This is a genomic window from Solibacillus sp. FSL K6-1523, from assembly GCF_038005225.1.
Taxonomy (GTDB): domain Bacteria; phylum Bacillota; class Bacilli; order Bacillales_A; family Planococcaceae; genus Solibacillus.
The window spans coordinates 3,680,089-3,697,298 of record NZ_JBBOSU010000001.1; the positions used below are offsets into that span (position 1 = coordinate 3,680,089).

At 38.4% G+C, this 17,210-nt stretch carries 19 protein-coding genes and 1 tRNA gene; 2 read left to right on the forward strand and 18 right to left on the reverse strand.

Annotated features, from left to right (window positions below; genetic code table 11):
* Positions 1 to 98 precede the first annotated feature (98 nt).
* Entirely contained in the window at positions 99 to 689 is a 591-nt protein-coding gene (locus MHI10_RS17665; protein ID WP_340787731.1) for a LemA family protein, read from the reverse strand.
* Positions 690 to 793: 104 nt separating this feature from the next.
* Here MHI10_RS17665 and MHI10_RS17670 point away from each other — a divergent pair, with 104 nt between their 5' ends.
* The gene (locus tag MHI10_RS17670; RefSeq protein WP_340787732.1) at positions 794 to 1,405 is read left to right on the forward strand and encodes a spore coat protein; all 612 of its coding nucleotides are present in this window, start codon (positions 794 to 796) and stop codon (positions 1,403 to 1,405) included.
* A 106-nt stretch (positions 1,406 to 1,511) separates the two neighbouring features.
* On the opposite strand, the gene MHI10_RS17675 is transcribed toward MHI10_RS17670, so the two are convergent.
* The 4 genes from MHI10_RS17675 to MHI10_RS17690 form a co-directional block, all read right to left on the reverse strand.
* The gene (locus tag MHI10_RS17675; RefSeq protein WP_340787734.1) at positions 1,512 to 2,234 is read right to left on the reverse strand and encodes an amino acid ABC transporter ATP-binding protein; all 723 of its coding nucleotides are present in this window, start codon (positions 2,232 to 2,234) and stop codon (positions 1,512 to 1,514) included.
* Positions 2,231 to 2,926, reverse strand: a complete 696-nt coding sequence (locus MHI10_RS17680; protein ID WP_340787736.1) for an amino acid ABC transporter permease — start codon at positions 2,924 to 2,926, stop codon at positions 2,231 to 2,233. Before MHI10_RS17680 ends, MHI10_RS17675 begins: the two co-directional genes overlap by 4 nt.
* A gap of 19 nt (positions 2,927 to 2,945) precedes the next feature.
* Positions 2,946 to 3,749 (reverse strand): basic amino acid ABC transporter substrate-binding protein, encoded by an 804-nt coding sequence (locus MHI10_RS17685; RefSeq protein WP_340787737.1) that lies wholly within the window; start codon positions 3,747 to 3,749, stop codon positions 2,946 to 2,948.
* A gap of 1,001 nt (positions 3,750 to 4,750) precedes the next feature.
* Positions 4,751 to 4,825 (reverse strand) — tRNA-Arg (locus tag MHI10_RS17690).
* A gap of 361 nt (positions 4,826 to 5,186) precedes the next feature.
* Here MHI10_RS17690 and clpP point away from each other — a divergent pair.
* Positions 5,187 to 5,780 (forward strand): ATP-dependent Clp endopeptidase proteolytic subunit ClpP, encoded by a 594-nt coding sequence (gene clpP, locus MHI10_RS17695; RefSeq protein ID WP_340787738.1) that lies wholly within the window; start codon positions 5,187 to 5,189, stop codon positions 5,778 to 5,780.
* Between the two features lie 119 nt (positions 5,781 to 5,899).
* Here clpP and MHI10_RS17700 read toward each other — a convergent pair whose 3' ends face one another.
* From MHI10_RS17700 to hisG, 13 genes are all read right to left on the reverse strand, one after another.
* Positions 5,900 to 6,157, reverse strand: coding sequence for an HPr family phosphocarrier protein (locus MHI10_RS17700; RefSeq protein ID WP_340787740.1), 258 nt, complete (start codon positions 6,155 to 6,157; stop codon positions 5,900 to 5,902).
* Positions 6,158 to 6,265: 108 nt separating this feature from the next.
* The gene (whiA, locus tag MHI10_RS17705) at positions 6,266 to 7,213 is read right to left on the reverse strand and encodes a DNA-binding protein WhiA (protein ID WP_340787742.1); all 948 of its coding nucleotides are present in this window, start codon (positions 7,211 to 7,213) and stop codon (positions 6,266 to 6,268) included.
* 68 nt (positions 7,214 to 7,281) lie between these two features.
* On the reverse strand, positions 7,282 to 8,247 hold the full coding sequence (locus MHI10_RS17710) for a gluconeogenesis factor YvcK family protein (protein WP_340787743.1): 966 nt from the start codon (positions 8,245 to 8,247) through the stop codon (positions 7,282 to 7,284).
* A gap of 4 nt (positions 8,248 to 8,251) precedes the next feature.
* The gene (gene rapZ, locus MHI10_RS17715) at positions 8,252 to 9,136 is read right to left on the reverse strand and encodes an RNase adapter RapZ (protein ID WP_340787745.1); all 885 of its coding nucleotides are present in this window, start codon (positions 9,134 to 9,136) and stop codon (positions 8,252 to 8,254) included.
* 16 nt (positions 9,137 to 9,152) lie between these two features.
* Entirely contained in the window at positions 9,153 to 9,620 is a 468-nt protein-coding gene (locus tag MHI10_RS17720) for an 8-oxo-dGTP diphosphatase (protein WP_340787748.1), read from the reverse strand.
* Between the two features lie 238 nt (positions 9,621 to 9,858).
* Positions 9,859 to 10,803, reverse strand: a complete 945-nt coding sequence (trxB, locus tag MHI10_RS17725) for a thioredoxin-disulfide reductase (protein ID WP_340787750.1) — start codon at positions 10,801 to 10,803, stop codon at positions 9,859 to 9,861.
* 149 nt (positions 10,804 to 10,952) lie between these two features.
* Entirely contained in the window at positions 10,953 to 12,479 is a 1,527-nt protein-coding gene (locus MHI10_RS17730; RefSeq protein WP_340787751.1) for a tetratricopeptide repeat protein, read from the reverse strand.
* Between the two features lie 230 nt (positions 12,480 to 12,709).
* Positions 12,710 to 13,330 (reverse strand): bifunctional phosphoribosyl-AMP cyclohydrolase/phosphoribosyl-ATP diphosphatase HisIE, encoded by a 621-nt coding sequence (gene hisIE, locus MHI10_RS17735; RefSeq protein WP_340787754.1) that lies wholly within the window; start codon positions 13,328 to 13,330, stop codon positions 12,710 to 12,712.
* On the reverse strand, positions 13,327 to 14,085 hold the full coding sequence (hisF, locus tag MHI10_RS17740; RefSeq protein ID WP_340787756.1) for an imidazole glycerol phosphate synthase subunit HisF: 759 nt from the start codon (positions 14,083 to 14,085) through the stop codon (positions 13,327 to 13,329). Before hisF ends, hisIE begins: the two co-directional genes overlap by 4 nt.
* Entirely contained in the window at positions 14,079 to 14,699 is a 621-nt protein-coding gene (gene hisH / locus MHI10_RS17745; RefSeq protein ID WP_340787759.1) for an imidazole glycerol phosphate synthase subunit HisH, read from the reverse strand. The genes hisF and hisH overlap by 7 nt, the downstream gene beginning before the upstream one ends.
* Positions 14,696 to 15,289 carry an imidazoleglycerol-phosphate dehydratase HisB gene (hisB, locus tag MHI10_RS17750; protein WP_340787761.1) on the reverse strand — a complete coding sequence of 198 codons (594 nt, stop codon included), beginning with the start codon at positions 15,287 to 15,289 and terminating at the stop codon, positions 14,696 to 14,698. Before hisB ends, hisH begins: the two co-directional genes overlap by 4 nt.
* 3 nt (positions 15,290 to 15,292) lie before the next feature.
* Complete coding sequence (gene hisD, locus MHI10_RS17755) at positions 15,293 to 16,570, reverse strand: histidinol dehydrogenase (protein WP_340787764.1); 1,278 nt, start codon at positions 16,568 to 16,570, stop codon at positions 15,293 to 15,295.
* Between the two features lie 13 nt (positions 16,571 to 16,583).
* Positions 16,584 to 17,207, reverse strand: a complete 624-nt coding sequence (hisG, locus tag MHI10_RS17760; protein WP_340787765.1) for an ATP phosphoribosyltransferase — start codon at positions 17,205 to 17,207, stop codon at positions 16,584 to 16,586.
* Between the last annotated feature and the right edge of the window lie 3 nt (positions 17,208 to 17,210).

A 17,210-nucleotide genomic window follows, 5' to 3' on the forward strand; every position in this document is an offset into this window, starting at 1 on the left:
CCAACATGATGTTGGTCACAAAGGCGTTGTCACAGGACGTGATGGGTTTAGCCTTTGTTCCCCAATTCAGCTGGGGTTTGAACCCGAGCTGAATCAAGTTAATCGTTACTTCCAAAATCAACGGTCGGTGCTTCTTCAACACCTTCTTTAATTTCAAAATAAGCTTTTTTCTCAAAGCCAAACATTTTTGCGATTAAATTACCTGGAAATGTTCGAACATTATTATTTAACTGCTGGACCGTCTCGTTATAATCTTTCCTGGCAACTGCCAATCGATTTTCCGTTCCAGCCAGTTCATCCATTAAACGTGTAAATTGAACATCCGCTTTTAAGTCTGGATAGTTTTCCACAACAACAAGTAAACGTGCCAATGCCGCTGATAGCTCATTATTTGCAGTAGCTGTTTGTTCAACAGAACTCGCATTTCCGTAATCTGTGCGCGCCTTCGCAATTTGTGTAAAAATTTCTTCTTCATGTGCAGCGTAACCTTTAACTGAATTGACTAAATTCGGAATTAAATCAAACCGTCTTTGCAACTGATTTTCCACTTGTGCCCAAGATGCATCAATTTGTTCTTCACCTTCTATTAATTTATTGTATTTTGGAATCGTGAACATTGCTACTATTCCAATGACTGCAATAATGATAAGTACTGCCACTAATGCATTACCTTTATTATTTTTTATCATAAAAAATCCCTCTTTTCCTTCTTAATTCATTTTCTATCATGCATAATTTTTTTACTAATTGCCACAATAATGGTGTACGAAAATTTTGTTATGGAGGTTATTATATGCATACCCAATCTTCTCAATCTCAGGACAATTCCATGCCACTTTCAATGAATCATGGTGCGCATGAACTTTTTGACGCACACGAGGTATTAGGTTCAATGATTGCTGGTCTCAATCAATATGTACTATTAAGAGATCAAGTACAAGACCAAGAACTCCTTACCATTATGGACCGTCAGTATGCGTTTATGCTCGATGAATACAATATTACGATGGAAGCATACAAAACTGGGCGCGATCCTCAGCATCCGACACGAAGCTATAATATGCAAACGGGCAATGACTTCACTTATGGGCTAAAACCCGGTGAACCGAAAAAGCCGATACAAACACCAAGTGAAATTTGTGACGGCGTAATTTCTGGTTTCATGCTTGGCTGTCATAAAGCAAGCGCTACTGGGAAAACATCTGCTGCACTCGAAGCGACAAACCCCGTTTTACGTCGTGTTCTCCAAGATTCCGTGCCCAACTGTATTGAAATGGCTTACGAAATCTCACTTTACCAAAACAAAAAAGGGATTTACCAAGTTGCACAACTTTCACAAGCAGATATGAACACGATGCTCAATATGTACGGTCAAGCTCAGCAAGCGAAAAACATGCCTAACTAAAAGGTGAAAAAAACTGCACCCCTATTGTTTAGATGTGTCTAACAATTGGGGTGCAGTTCATTTAATTTTGAAAGAGCATTATACACTAGTATATGCCGCTAAATGTTTATAATACTTTACCTAAAAACGCTTTTGTCCGTTCATTTTGTGGGTTGCCAAATACATCATTTGGGTGACCTTCTTCAACGATATAGCCACCATCCATAAATAATACACGATCGCCCATCTCACGTGCAAAGCCCATTTCATGCGTCACAACAACCATCGTCATGCCTTCTTTCGCTAAATCTTTCATAACCTCCAGCACTTCTTTTACCATCTCTGGATCAAGTGCAGATGTTGGTTCATCAAATAGCATAATTTTCGGCTTCATCGCAAGCGCTCGTGCAATGGCAACACGCTGTTGTTGTCCACCTGATAACTGCTGCGGGAAATTATCGGCCTTTTCACGTAACCCTACTTTCGTAAGCAATTCTAATGCCAGCTTTTCGGCATCTTCTTTGCTTATTTTACGAATTTGCATTGGTGCCATCATAATATTATCAATGACTGACATATGCGGAAATAGGTTGAACTGTTGGAACACCATGCCCACTTCTGTGCGGATATCGTTAATATTCGTTTTCGGGTCATTAATTTTTACACCATCAATATAAATCGCACCTTTTGTCACTTCTTCAAGCAAGTTCATGCAACGAAGAAACGTACTTTTCCCCGAGCCTGAAGGACCGATGACACATACGACTTCTTTTTCATGAATTTCATAATCAATCCCTTTTAATACTTCGAGCTTGCCGAAATGCTTGTGTAAATTTTCTACTTTAATCATTTATGCGCGCCCCTTTTCTTTCGAGGATTATAATTAATGTCGACACGCTTTTCAACAATGGCAATAATCTTCGTTGCTGTATAAGTTAAAACTAAATAGAGGAATGCTGCAAATAAATATGGCTCCCAAAATCGTTGGTACGTCCCTGCCACTACTTTACTCACGTATAATATTTCCATCCCTGCAATAACGGTCACAAGGGAAGAATCTTTTAATAACGCGATAAATTCATTACCAAGCGGTGGAATCATACGGCGGAAAGCTTGCGGTAATATAACTTTCTTCATCGCTTGTGAGTGCGTTAATCCAAGTGAACGAGCGGCTTCCATTTGCCCTTTATCAATCGACTGAATACCTGCACGGAAAATCTCCGCATTGTAGGCCGCACTATTTAAAATTAAACCGACAATCCCAGAAACCCACCAGCTCATCGATTCACCAAATATTGTCGGGATTACCGCTAAATGAATTAATAGTAATTGAACAAGCATCGGTGTCCCACGGAATACATCAATATAAATTTTCGCTGGCCAGTAAATCCACTTTTTATTTGAAACTTGACCTAATCCGAGTAACAAACCGAAAATTACCCCGCCAATATAACCGCATATTGTTAAAATAATTGTCGTTAAAAAACCACTTAAATATAATTCACGGTAGTCCCAGATTATATCCCATCTAAAAAAATCCATCTGAAACACCTCCTAAATATTATTCAATTTCTGTTCCTGTAATTTCCGCTAACTTACCGTTTTCTTTAATTTTTGCTAAACCTTCATTTAATACGTCTAATAATTCTTTATTGCCCTTTTTAACGATGAATCCAAAATAATCGACTTCAAATGAATCATCTTCAATTGTTTTTAAGCCCGCATCTGGATTATTTTTAATATATTCTAAAATAACGGCATTATCACCAATGGCTGCTTCTGTTGAACCATTCAGTACTTCTGTTAACGCTACCGAAAAGTTTTCATACGCTAAAATATTTTTACTCGCTTTCCCTTGTAAATCTTGTGCAGCTTTATGTCCTGTTGTATTCATTTGCACAGCAATTTTTGAATCCTTTAGGTCAGCTAGTGACTCAATCTCTGAATCTTCTTTCGTCACGATTAGTAATGACGCTTCATAGTAAGGTGCTGTGAAGTCATATGTTTCTTTACGGTCATCTGTAATGGTAATAGCCGCTGCCCCCATATCAATTCCACCAGTAGTTACTTGGCTCAACATCGCATCCCAGCCAGTATTTTTCATTTCTGTTTCGATGCCCATTTCCTCACCGATCGCCGCTAAAATTTCTGCATCTAATCCAACAACATTCCCTTTCGTGTCTAAATATTCAAACGGTGCATATGTTGCTTCTGTACCCGCAACAATCTTTGTAATTTCTCCATCTCCATCTCCATCTCCATCTGTTGATGATCCTGTAGAACCTTTGTCTGCACCACACGCCGCTAAAATCATTGTCGCTGCTGCAAATGGTGCAATTAGTTTAAATAATTTATTCTTTTTCATAATCTATTTCCTCCTAAGGTTTCATTTTTCCATTCATTGTTTTTAATTAGTTTCACCTATTATAATAATTTCACAATTAATATACAACATGAAATTTTTAAAATATTGATTATTAATGTATATTAATGCATTTTTATGTACTAAACAAGCATTATTTTTATGTTTTATAAATAATTATTCATTCACTCTAATGAAACCCTATGTTAAACATGCATATTCCCCTTATAAAGGTACAACAAAAAAAGAGGTCAACTCCGAAATCTATTCTTGAAATAAATTTGCGCAGTCTTATTGTAATTACGTAGCTTTAAAAATTGAAGTCGTACTTTGAGAGGCATGAAAATTGGCTAGTTTCAACAGATTAATGGCTAGTTTATGGAAAAGTTTGGCTAGTTATAACGGAGAAACGGGAAAATCTATTGAAGAATCAAAAAAAACGCAACACATTTAATAGATGTGTTGCGCTAGAAAGTTAATTATAAGTTTAAAAAGATTGAGTTTGGGATAAAATGAATCGGTACAGTGATTATCTTATCCCTTTAACCTTCATCCCCCATTGTAGATTACAGTTTACGGCACTATCTCTACAATTGGTATATATAAGTATATTAAAACAGTAAAATGGTGCCCATAAAAGGCATAATAGAATGGCTACATCGCATTATCTTTTAAATAGATGCGTAGCTTTTGTTTATTGTCGAAAAAAGTCGTTTTTTCTTACAACAAATATACCATTTATTAATGTACTAATTATTGAGCAGTTTTTCAAGCAATTACAATTTTTTTTAGAAAGATTTTTAAGTTTGTGAACTTTCGGTTAAAACTTGGGGGAAGTTGTAATGTTCCACACGGTTTTGGAGTCAAATATAATGGGAAGTTCCTTTTCATTTTAAACGCTTTTTTTGAAAATACGTTCGTATAAAGTAAATCCCCATAAATGCTGATAATTCAACATCTAGAGGGATTTATATGTAATCATTATTGAATCTTTATAAGTTAGTTGGCGCCCTCGGAGGGAATCGAACCCCCAGCGCAAGAACCGGAATCTTACGTGTTATCCATTACACCACGAGGGCTTCATTAATCAATTACACCTTGCGTAATTGCGTCCAGATTTTTTCGAGCTCTCTCGAAAAACTTCCTTTAAAAATCTGTGACATCCGCTGAGGCTTAACTTGATTCAGTCAGGGTTTGAATACCCAATTGCACTTTTTGGAATTTCCCCCCACTTATAGATGTGGAGGAATTTTGCAGAGTCAAGTTATTGTTGACGACCCTCCTATTATACAAAGGCTTGGCTTATTTTACAACTACGAAAATCAGACTTTATATTTGACCATCCTTGACTAACACGTGTATTATAGGTATACAGCTGGAATGCTTACCAATTTCAGCACAAGTAAACGAATTTAGCTTTTAACAGGGGAGGATTTTACAATGAATTTAATTCCTACAGTTATTGAACAAACAAACCGCGGTGAGCGTGCTTATGATATTTATTCACGTTTACTGAAGGACCGTATTATTTTACTAGGAAGTGCGATTGATGACAACGTAGCAAACTCAATCGTTGCACAACTTTTATTCCTAGAAGCAGAAGATCCAGATAAGGATATTCACCTTTACATTAACTCTCCAGGTGGCTCAATTACTTCAGGTATGGCCATCTATGACACAATGAACTTCATCAAGCCAGACGTTTCAACAATTTGTATCGGTATGGCTGCTTCAATGGGTGCTTTCCTATTATCTGCGGGCGCAAAAGGTAAACGTATTGCATTACCTAACTCAGAAGTAATGATTCACCAACCTTTAGGCGGCGCACAAGGTCAAGCAACTGAAATTGAAATTGCTGCAAAACGTATTTTATTCCTACGTGAAAAATTAAACCGCATCATGGCTGAAAATTCTGGTCAAGATTACGAAACACTTGCTCGCGATACAGATCGTGATAACTTCATGACTGCCGAACAAGCAAAAGAGTACGGTTTAATTGATAAAATTTACAATCGCAACGATTTGAAGAAGTAAAAATGTAAACTAAAACGCCCCTCACCTTTTACTCATGGTGAAGGGCGTTTTTTATCCTGCACAAAAAACACAAACAATTGGAATCATTCCATTTGTTTGTGTCATGTGAACTTGCTTGATTAATCTTCTTTTTCAATTAATGCTTGCAATGAATCGATTGCCTTTTCTTCATCATGGCCTTCTGCTACTAATGTGACAACTGTTCCTTTTGCAACAGCTAAGCTCATAATGCCCATAATTGATTTGGCATTGACCTTTTTATGGTCCTTTTGCAAAAAGACATCTGCTTTATATCGGTTTGCCTCTTGTACGAATAATGCTGCTTGCCTAGCTTGTAAGCCAGATTTTAATTTTACTTCAACTTGCTTTTCTACCATATGAAAAACTCCCTTTCACAACCGTTCCTTACTCTATATACTTCATCTTATCTAAATTATCCAAAAAGAACAATCAATGAATACATGATTTATGAAATCGTTCACATTTTATTTGATTACATGCTCACCGCGACGTATTGCTTCGGCGATTTCATCAATTTTTCGTAAACGGTGATTGACACCTGATTTACTTACCACGCCAGCAGATACCATTTCACCAAGTTCTTTTAAAGTAACATCTTGATATTCCACACGCAATCTTGCAATCTCACGTAGTTTATCTGGTAGCTGATCTAAACCAATCGCTTGATCAATATAGCGGATATTTTCTACTTGTCTTAATGCGGCACCAATTGTTTTGTTTAAATTCGCTGTTTCGCAATTAACGATGCGATTGACACTATTGCGCATATCTCGAACGATGCGAACATCCTCAAACTTTAACATCGCTTGGTGTGCCCCTACTAAATTTAAGAAATCAGATATTTTTTCTGCTTCTTTTAAATAGGTTACGAAGCCTTTTTTTCGTTCAATCGTTTTCGCATTCAAATCATAACAGTTCATCAGGTCGGCTAATGCTTCTGCATGCTCCATATATAAAGAATATACTTCTAAATGATAGGAAGATGTTTCTGGATTATTGACCGATCCCCCCGCCAAAAATGCTCCTCGTAAATAAGCACGGCGTTGATTATTTTTCTCAATAAATACATCGGATATTGTATGATTCAGTTCAAATGTATCGGATAGTATTTCTAAATCTGCTAATAGTTCACGAGCGCCATCACGAATACGGCAAATATAAACATTGTTCTTTTTCAAACGCATCTTTTTTCGAACAAGTAATTCTACGGTATATGGGTACAGTTTCTTCACGATGGTATAAAGCCTTCTCGCAATCGCGGCGTTCTCCGTTTGTACATCTAAACTGAGCTGGCGATTGGCAAAGCTTAATGAACCATTCATGCGAATAAGAGCAGACACTTCTGCCTTTAAACTGTTGTCATCCGCTTCAATTTGTGTGAGTTCTTTTTTCATTTCTGATGCAAACGACATGAATTTGTTCCCCCTTTCCTAGCAAACTATGTACACTTACGCTTACAAGTTTCATTATTTATTATTGATTACTCTTTATTTTGACAAGCATATTCACATAACCAATCGGCTAAATTTTTTGCATCATGCCGGACGACACCATTTTGAATAATAGCAATCTCTTTTTGAATTACCTTAATGCCCATTTCCTCTAATTTATCGACATCAAATTGCACGGGTTCTGCATTTTCTTCACGATAATTTTCATAAATTGATGGAGGTAATTTCTTTTCATTAATGAGCAAAGCCTCGATAAACGGTTGCCCCACATGCGCATGAATCGCTTCGATATGTTGTGATGCTGTGTAATGAATCGTTTCCCCAAGCTGCGTCATTAAGTTGGCAATGTAAATTTTTTGTCCTTTTGCGCGCACAACAGCCTCCCCAATTCCTTTTACAAGTAAATTAGGGATAATGCTCGTATAAAGACTTCCAGGACCAATTAAAATAAATTGCGCGCGCTCAATGGCATGAATCGCAGCGGGCAATGGCTTCACATTGCCCGGCTCTAAATACACACGCTTTATGGGTGCATGACCAGATGGGATTTTAGATTCCCCAATGATTTTCGTACCATCTTGTAATTCCGCATGGAGTGTTACTTTTTTGTTGGCGGCGGGTACGACCTTGCCATGGACATTTAACACCTTACTCATCTCAGCAATGGCATGATTAAAATCACCGGTAATATCCGTTAAAGCAGTCAGCATTAAATTTCCTAATGAATGCCCCTCTAAATCCGTCGATTGAGAGAATCGGTATTGAAACATTTGCTCCACCAAGGGCTCTATATCCGATAGTGCCGCAATGACATTCCGAACATCTCCTGGTGGTGGAATGTCGTAATCATCGCGTAATCGTCCTGATGAGCCCCCATCATCAGCTACGGTTACAATCGCCGTAATATCAAATGGGTGCTGTTTTAAGCCGCGTAAAATAGTTGATAGCCCTGTACCGCCACCAATAACTACAATACGTGTCTTCTTTTTTTTCATTACATCAATCCTTTCTATGATTGATATCTCGATGCGAAATAACGGCGTGATGATTGTTTCCAATAAGTTTGCCGAAATATTCCGCTAGAGTCACAGAGCGATGTTGACCACCTGTACAGCCAAATGCAATGACTAACTGTGATTTCCCTTCATCCCGGTATTGTGGAATCATAAATGAAAATAAATCTGTTAGCTTCATAATGAGTTCCTGTGTTTCTTCCGTTGCTAATACGTAGGAGGAAACTTCTGTTTGTAACCCTGTTTTGTGACGAAGCTCTTCTATATAATATGGATTTTTTAAAAATCGGACATCAAAAACTAAATCTGCATCAATCGGAATGCCATGCTTAAAGCCAAATGACATGACATTAATTGAAAATGTCGGGCTACTCATATTCGAAAACTCTGTCGTAATGCGCTCTCGTAATTCACGTGGTTTCAATTTCGAAGTATTTACAACTGTTTTGGCACGTCCTTTTACTTCTGAAAGTAGCTGACGTTCAAGTTGAATTCCTTCAAGTAATAATCCTTGTGGTCCAAGCGGATGTGCTCGACGCGTTTCTTTGTAGCGACGGACGAGTGTTGCATCATCTGCATCTAAAAATAAAATGCGCGGTGAAATCTCCTCTTCTTCTAATAAAGTGTCGAGGGATTCAATAAGTGATTCAAAAAATTCACGTCCACGTAAATCCATCACAACCGCAATGCGTGTCATTTTCTTTGCAGAATCTTTCATTAAGGCTAAAAAAGTCGTTAATAATTCTGGTGGTAAATTATCAACGCAGTAATATCCTAAATCCTCAAAGCTTTGTACAGCTACTGTTTTACCTGCTCCGGACATCCCTGTAATAATAACTAGCTCATGTGTATAGCTTGAACTATTACCCACAAAATCATCTCCTTTTTTATTGTTCCATTGAATTTTGGATTTTTTCGCTAATTAACTCAAAATCCTCAGTATATTCAAATGTACCATATTGCATACCATCCTTTAATGCCGCGAATAACAAATTCGTTCGATCTCCTGCTGCCATTGGTAGTGTTTTCAAACTTTCAATTGAATGCCAGCCGAGCTTCCCTTCTCTCGTTTCCTCAAATGGCGTTCCTTCCACATCTGTCGCAACAAATGTATAAAGCATCCATTCATCGACTACGTTGTCACCATCTTTTATAACCATTGTATATGTGCCTTTTAAATGAACATAGTTTGGTGTTAAGTTCGTTTCTTCTTGGAATTCACGTACTGCTGATTCATAAATGGATTCACCTTGCTCCATTTTCCCACCTGGCGCAACAAACCATCCTCGTCTTGGTTTTTGTAGTAATAATACTTTGCCATCTTTAATTGCCAATAAGTTTGTAATACGTTGCATAATAACACCTCACTCCTTCATTTGATCCTATCTATATTATACCTTGTCAAATGCATTCCGTAAAAGAACGTGCGTATCAAGGTGATTACTTTCCATTTCTACAATAAAAAGAGGTTGCTTCCATGATTCTTTACATGGAAACAACCTTAAAAATATTAGAATATCAGGGGGTTAATCACTTACAATTTTAGTTTAACCTATTTATATTTCAATTCGATGACATTCATATTAAATATTTTTAAAAATTAAACTTTTCTTTCAATTCTTCAATATAATGCTGTGCTGATTGTGCTGCAATACTTCCGTCGCCTGTTGCTGTTACGATTTGACGTAAAGTTTTTTCGCGCACATCGCCTGCTGCATAAATACCAGGTACAGTTGTTTCCATTTGATCATTTGTTACAATATAGCCTAACTCATTTAATACATTTAATGGTTCAAAAGGTGCTGTTAATGGCAGCATTCCAACATATACGAATACACCATCTGTTACCGCTTCTTTTTCTTCGCCATCTACTGTTGATACTAACGTTACTTTTCCTACTTTGCCGTCAACTTCATGAATTTCTTTCACTGTCGTATTCCAAATGAAATCAATTTTTTCGTTGGCAAATGCGCGGTCTTGAATAATTTTTTGTGCACGTAATTTATCACGACGGTGAACGATTGTTACTTTGTCAGCAAAACGCGTTAAGAAAATACCCTCTTCTACCGCTGAATCGCCACCACCGATAACGATTAAATTCTTCTGTTTGAAAAATGCGCCATCACAAACAGCACAATAACTTACACCACGTCCACCAAGCTCTGTTTCACCAGGAATACCTAGTTTTTTATATTCCGCACCAGTTGAAACAATAATTGTACGTGTTTTATATTGTTTTTTACCTGAAATAATTGTTTTATATTCTTCACCATCAATAATTTCTGAAACGTCTCCATATGCATATTCAGCACCGAATTTTTTCGCATGCTCGAACATTTTTGTAGAAAGCTCAGGACCTAAAGTCATTTCAAATCCTGGGTAGTTTTCTATTTCTTCTGTATTGGCCATTTGCCCACCTGGAATACCACGTTCAATCATTAATGTTGAAAGGTTTGCGCGAGATGTATACACAGCGGCAGTCATCCCTGCTGGACCTGCACCAATAATGACTACATCATAAATTTTCTCTTCTGTCATAATAATACCCCTCTTTCAATCCAAAAGACGTCTCACACTCAATTCGTGGAGATGTTGCCTTTTTGTGAATTTCTTTATAACTTTTACCGATTTAACACAGCTTCCTTTATATCGTATGCCATACATAGTAGGATTTCAATTAAACTGTTTTATTTACTATTTGTAGGAATAAAATCGTAAAGAATATCATTATATTTTGTGAGTGTCGCTGAAGTAATACTATATTTTTCAGCGATTGCCTTTTTCGTCACATTTTTATCCAATGAATCATAGTAAGAATACTCGACCGCAGCTGCTAATGCGGATGTATTTTTAAAATCATATCCTTCGTTAAAAGCGATTTCGCCAAGGGCAAACCAAGTACTTAAAATTTGTACGACTTCAATCGAAATTGATTTGTTCGCATTCACAATTTCTTCCGCCACTTTCATCAATCGAAGGAAAGACTTCTCAGCATTCACTTTTTCATTGAATTCATATTCCAATGCGTACGCTAATGACAGTTTTTCTAATTCTGTAAAACTCGTCACATTCAACATCGTTGGGTGGGCGACAATTTCTTGCTTATGCGCTGACCTTTTCAATAAAAACAAGCCAAGTAAACGACCTGATTCATTTTCATTTGATAATTGGCGAATTAGGAACTCTCTATTATTTTCTGCAGTATCTTGATATTTTGCTCCTTCAACATCTGCCCACGGTTCTAATCCTTCTTTTGTAGGATCTAGTTCCAAAAGAATTTGCCATGTATCTTGCGCAAATTTCTCCTGCCCCGAAAAGTAAGCCGACTGTGCGAGCCAAAAATAAAAACCAGTATCGCCTTCATAACCTTTTTTAGCCATCGAACGCAACCATTTAAAAGCTTCCTCATACTGGCCAATTAGCGCCAATGTTGCACCAAGCTTGTAACGATTTTCCCAGTCGTATGGTTGTATTTTTTTTAACAGCGCGATTAATTTTTCTAACTCTGCTTCATTTTTTTCATAGTAAGCAAAGACGGTTAAATTACAAAGTGCGTGAAGGTTACCGTGATTCTCTCTCAAAACTTCATGCAATAATGCCTGTGCTTGCTCTGCTTCCCCGATATAAAAATACGCCAGCGCCAAATTATTATAAGCAGTCCAAAGTTGCGGATATTCTTCAATTACTTGTTCAAGTGCTTCAATCGCTTGTTGGAAATCGCCCTTCTCCATTAAACGTCTCGCTTTTTCCTGTGCAATCATTTTAGCTGCATCATGCTCATCAATATCTTGTTCTACATCTGCAACATAGTCTACAAAATCCAATATTTCCATGGCATCTTCATTGTATAAGCCATCTGGTTCCATTTCTAAATACTGTGCAGCGTATTTTTTTGCTTCATGAATTAAGCCAAGGCACCCAGAAATTTCTGCCAACATAAAAATAATTTCCGCTTCATTTGGCTCTAAACTATACGCTGTATGAATTAATTCGTATGCATGATCAAAATTTTGTAATTCCATTTCCAAAATACCGTACTGTAGTAATACATGCGCATCATCTGGGCTTAAATCTGCCGCGCGTTTAATGTATTTATACGCTTTATCCATCTCATCACGGTCAATTGCCTTTAAAGCTTTTCCGTAATAATAATCACCATTCGGTACAAATGATACAAGATTATTTGCCGTTGCTTGTAAACGTTTATTTTCCAATCAAATTCCTCCGAAACTAGAAAGTTCTTTTCTGTTCCTTATTTACTTTCCTATTAATAAAAACATACTTTACCCTAAAGTTTGGCAAAGTAATCATTTTTTCAAGATATCTTTAATAAACAAAGAAATAAGGAACGCATAATTTCACGTTCCTTAAATAATTGGTTTTATTATAGCATATTCAGAACTAATGTCATAAATTGAACTTCAGCGAAGATTGTTCTTATCTCTTAATTTTGCGGTTTGCCTTCATGGCGCTTTTGTAAAACTTCTAACACTTCGTAAAGGTCTACTTTTTGTTCTTGAAGCAATACTAAAAGGTGATATAGAAGATCCGCGGACTCCCACTTCACTTCCTCTTTATCGCGGTTTTTGGCACCAATCACAACTTCTGTTGCCTCTTCCCCAACCTTTTTGCAAATTTTATCGATACCCTTATCAAATAAATACGTTGTGTACGCACCTTCTGGCATATCAATTTCGCGTTGCTTAATGACTTCTACAAGCTGTGGTAAAATGCCGACTGAGCCAGAGCGCGGTTTTTCAACGATGCTCTCTGTGAAGCAAGACATTGTACCGTTGTGACATGCTGGTCCAGCAGGAATTACTTCTACAACAAGTGCATCTTGGTCACAATCCGTTTTAATAGAGACAACTAGCTGCGTATTTCCGCTCGTTGCTCCTTTATGCCAAAGTTCCGCGCGTGAACGGGAATAAAACCATGTTTCGCCTGTTTCAATCGTCTTCGCTAAAGATTGTTCATTCATATAAGCTACTGTTAATACTTCTTTTGATTGTGCATTTTGGACAACGACAGGTACTAAACCTTGTTCATCAAATTTTACGTTCATCGGACAGGAACTCCTTTTTCTTTTAAATAACGCTTCACTTCCGCTACACTTGTTTCTTTGTAGTGGAAAATACTTGCCGCTAAAGCTGCATCTGCATCCACATCTTGCAGTACTTCTCTAAAGTGCTCGGCATTGCCCGCACCACCACTTGCAATGACTGGCACCGTAACCGCGTCACGAATTGCTTTTGTTAACGCTAAATCAAAGCCTGCTTTTTCACCGTCTTGATTCATCGACGTCAATAAAATTTCACCCGCACCAAGACGAACCGCTTCTTGCGCCCACTCTACAGCTTGCCATGTTGTTTTATTGCGTCCACCATGCGTATACACCATCCATGTGCCATCTTCTTCTGAATAACGTGCATCAATGGCACAAACGATACATTGTGCACCGAAATAATCCGCGCCTTCTTTAATTAACTGTGGTCGTTCTAATGCTGAAGTGTTGACCGATACTTTATCTGCACCAGCGCGCAAAATTTTCTTCATATCATCGAGCGTGCGAATACCGCCGCCAACTGTAAATGGAATCGCCAAAGTCGCCGCAGTTTCGCGCACAACATCGACCATCGTTTTACGCCCTTCATGAGATGCTGAAATATCTAAAAATACGAGCTCATCGGCACCTTGCTCATCATAAAACTTCGCTAGTTCAACAGGATCCCCTGCATCGCGAAGTCCTTCAAATTGTATTCCTTTTACAACACGTCCGTCTTTCACATCTAAGCACGGAATAATTCGTTTCGTTAGCATACGGTTTCCTCCACTCCATTCGCCCATTCACGTAATAAAAAAACACCGAACTGTCCTGATTTTTCTGGGTGAAACTGCATGCCTGTAAAATTATCTTTGGCAACAATTCCTGGCACGCTTACCCCTTCATATTGTGCGGCTGCAACTAATTGCTGCTGCGCCATATTCGTTGCATAAAAGGAATGCACAAAATAGACGAATTGATCTTTTGGTAATGATTTATTTTGTAGCCAGCTTGGTGTTTGTTGAAGCGTTAAATCATTCCACCCCATATGAGGAATACGCGATACCCCTTTAAAGCGCTCAATACGTCCTTTAAAAATGCCTAAGCCGCTTGTTGGCATCACTTCTTCACTTCCCTCAAATAGGAGCTGCATCCCAAGACAAATACCCAATAGCGGCTTTTTTGTTTTCTTAATATAGTTAATTAAATCTGTTTCCTGTAATCTTTTCATCGCATCCGGAAAAGCACCAACACCTGGTAATACAAGGGCATCTGCCTGATCAAGCTGCGCTTTATCACTCGTCACAATGACTTCTGCATTTAAACGTTTCAATGCTTGTTCGACACTAAATAAATTGCCCATGCCATAATCGATTACACCAATTTTCACGTTAACAGCCCCTTTGTTGAAGGCACTCCTTTAACGCGTGGATCGATTTGAACCGCCTCATCAAGTGCACGTGCTAATGCTTTAAAAATCGCCTCAATAATATGATGCGTATTCTGTCCATAAGGTACAATGACATGTAAATTAATACGGGCTTCCAGTGCAAACTTCCATAAAAACTCATGGACAAGTTCCGTATCAAATGTGCCGACCTTCGCATTTAATGTTGGTTCAATGCGATATTCTAAATGTGGACGGTTTGAGCAATCAACAACAACTTGTGCTAGTGCATCATCCATCGGTACAAAGAACGTGCCATAGCGCTTAATGCCTTTTTTATCCCCTAATGCTTCACGGAAAACTTGCCCAAGCACGATGCCAATATCTTCTGCTGTATGGTGGTCATCAATCCATGTATCCCCATTTGCAATAATTTTCCCGTCAAATAGACCGTGTTTAAAAAATAAATCGAGCATATGATCCATAAAGCCAATGCCTGTTTTAATTTCTACTTGACCTGTACCATCTAAATTTAGTTCTACCTCGATTTTCGTTTCATTTGTATTACGCTCAATTTTAGCAAAACGTGTCATCTTTCATTCTCCTTTATCCCAGCTGCGTGACTCTACTGCACGGGCATGTCCTTCTAATCCTTCTAATCGGGCTAAACGGGCAATTTTCGGTGCATTTTGTGCCCATGTTTTTTTGCTATAATAAACAACGCTCGTCCGTTTAATAAAATCATCTACATTTAAGCCACTTGCGAAACGTGCTGTTGAATTTGTTGGCAACACATGGTTCGTACCTGCGAAATAATCTCCTACAGGCTCTGAGCTGTAGCGCCCGATAAAAATAGCTCCGGCATGGGTAATCATTTGTGCTACTTGCTCTGCGTTTTCTGTCATCACTTCTAAATGTTCAGGTGCTAATGAATTAACAGCTCTTACCGCTTCTGCTATTGATTCAGCAATATAAACATGACCGAAATTTTCAATTGATTGGCGGGCAATGCTTTCACGTGGCAGTTTGCGCAATTGAATTTCTACTTGCTCCGCCACCGCATCCGCTAAGTCATCACTCGTCGTAATAAGAATCGCGCATGCCAATGCATCATGCTCTGCTTGTGATAGTAAGTCGGCTGCAATTTCATCGGCATACGCGGAATCATCTGCTAGTACACAAATTTCTGAAGGTCCAGCAATCATATCAATCGCGACTTCACCGAATACTTCTCGTTTCGCCAAAGCAACAAAAATATTGCCAGGACCTGTAATTTTATCAACCGGTTCAATCGTTTCCGTACCATAAGCAAGGGCAGCAATTGCCTGTGCGCCACCAACTTTATAAATTTCTGTCACACCTAATATGTATGCCGCTACTAACACAGCTGCGGGTAGCTTGCCGTCTTTACCAGCTGGTGAAGTAATGACAATACGCTTTACACCTGCTACTTGTGCAGGGATGACATTCATTAAAACTGAGGAAGGATAAGCCGCTGACCCCCCCGGAACATAGAGCCCTACCGCATCCAGTGGTGTAATGCGTTGTCCAAGCCAAGACCCATCTGCTAATGGTAGCTTATAGCCATCACGTTTTTGTTCCTTATGGTAAAGACGAATATTGTCTGCTGCTTCCTGTAAATCTTTATATAATTGTGCATCAAAGCCAGCGACCGCCTCATCCATTTCAGCGACACTTACTTTCAAGTTTTCAGGTGCAAAGCCGTCCCATTTTTCACTATAATACTTAATTGCTTGATCACCTTTTGTGCGGACGTCCGAGATGACTTGGCGCACGGTTTTAAGTTGCTCTTCATTGCCACTTTCAAGCTGACGTTTTAAAGAAATATCATCTGTAAGCGTTGTAATATTCATGCTCCCACCCCTTTTACTTCACACATGTTTTTAGACGTGTTACTAAATCTTGAATACGCTCACTTTTCATGCGGTAACTTACTGGATTGGCGATTAAACGAGATGAAACATCTGCAATTTGTTCATACTCCACAAGTCCATTTTCCGCTAACGTTCTACCCGTTGAAACGATATCTACAATGCGATCAGCTAAACCAATCATCGGCGCTAATTCGATTGAGCCATTTAGCTCAATAATTTCGACTTGCTCGCCAATCCCTTTATAATATTTCATCGCAATATTCGGATATTTCGTTGCGATGCGCGGCGCAATTTCACTTAATTTCGTATTCGGTAAGCCCGCAGATGCGATGTAACACGCACTAATTTTTAAATCCAAAAGTTCATGCACTGTACGGCGTTGCTCTAGTAATACGTCCTTGCCCGCAATGCCGATATCCGCCACACCATGCTCCACATAAACAGGTACATCCATTGGTTTTGCTAATATAAATCGTATCTTTTCCTCAGGTATTTCAATCATTAATTTGCGCGACATTTCTACTTCTTCAGGAAGGTTAAAACCTGCTTGAATTAACATTTCATATGCTTCTTCAAAAATTCTCCCTTTTGGCATCGCAATTGTTAACTCTGTCATCGC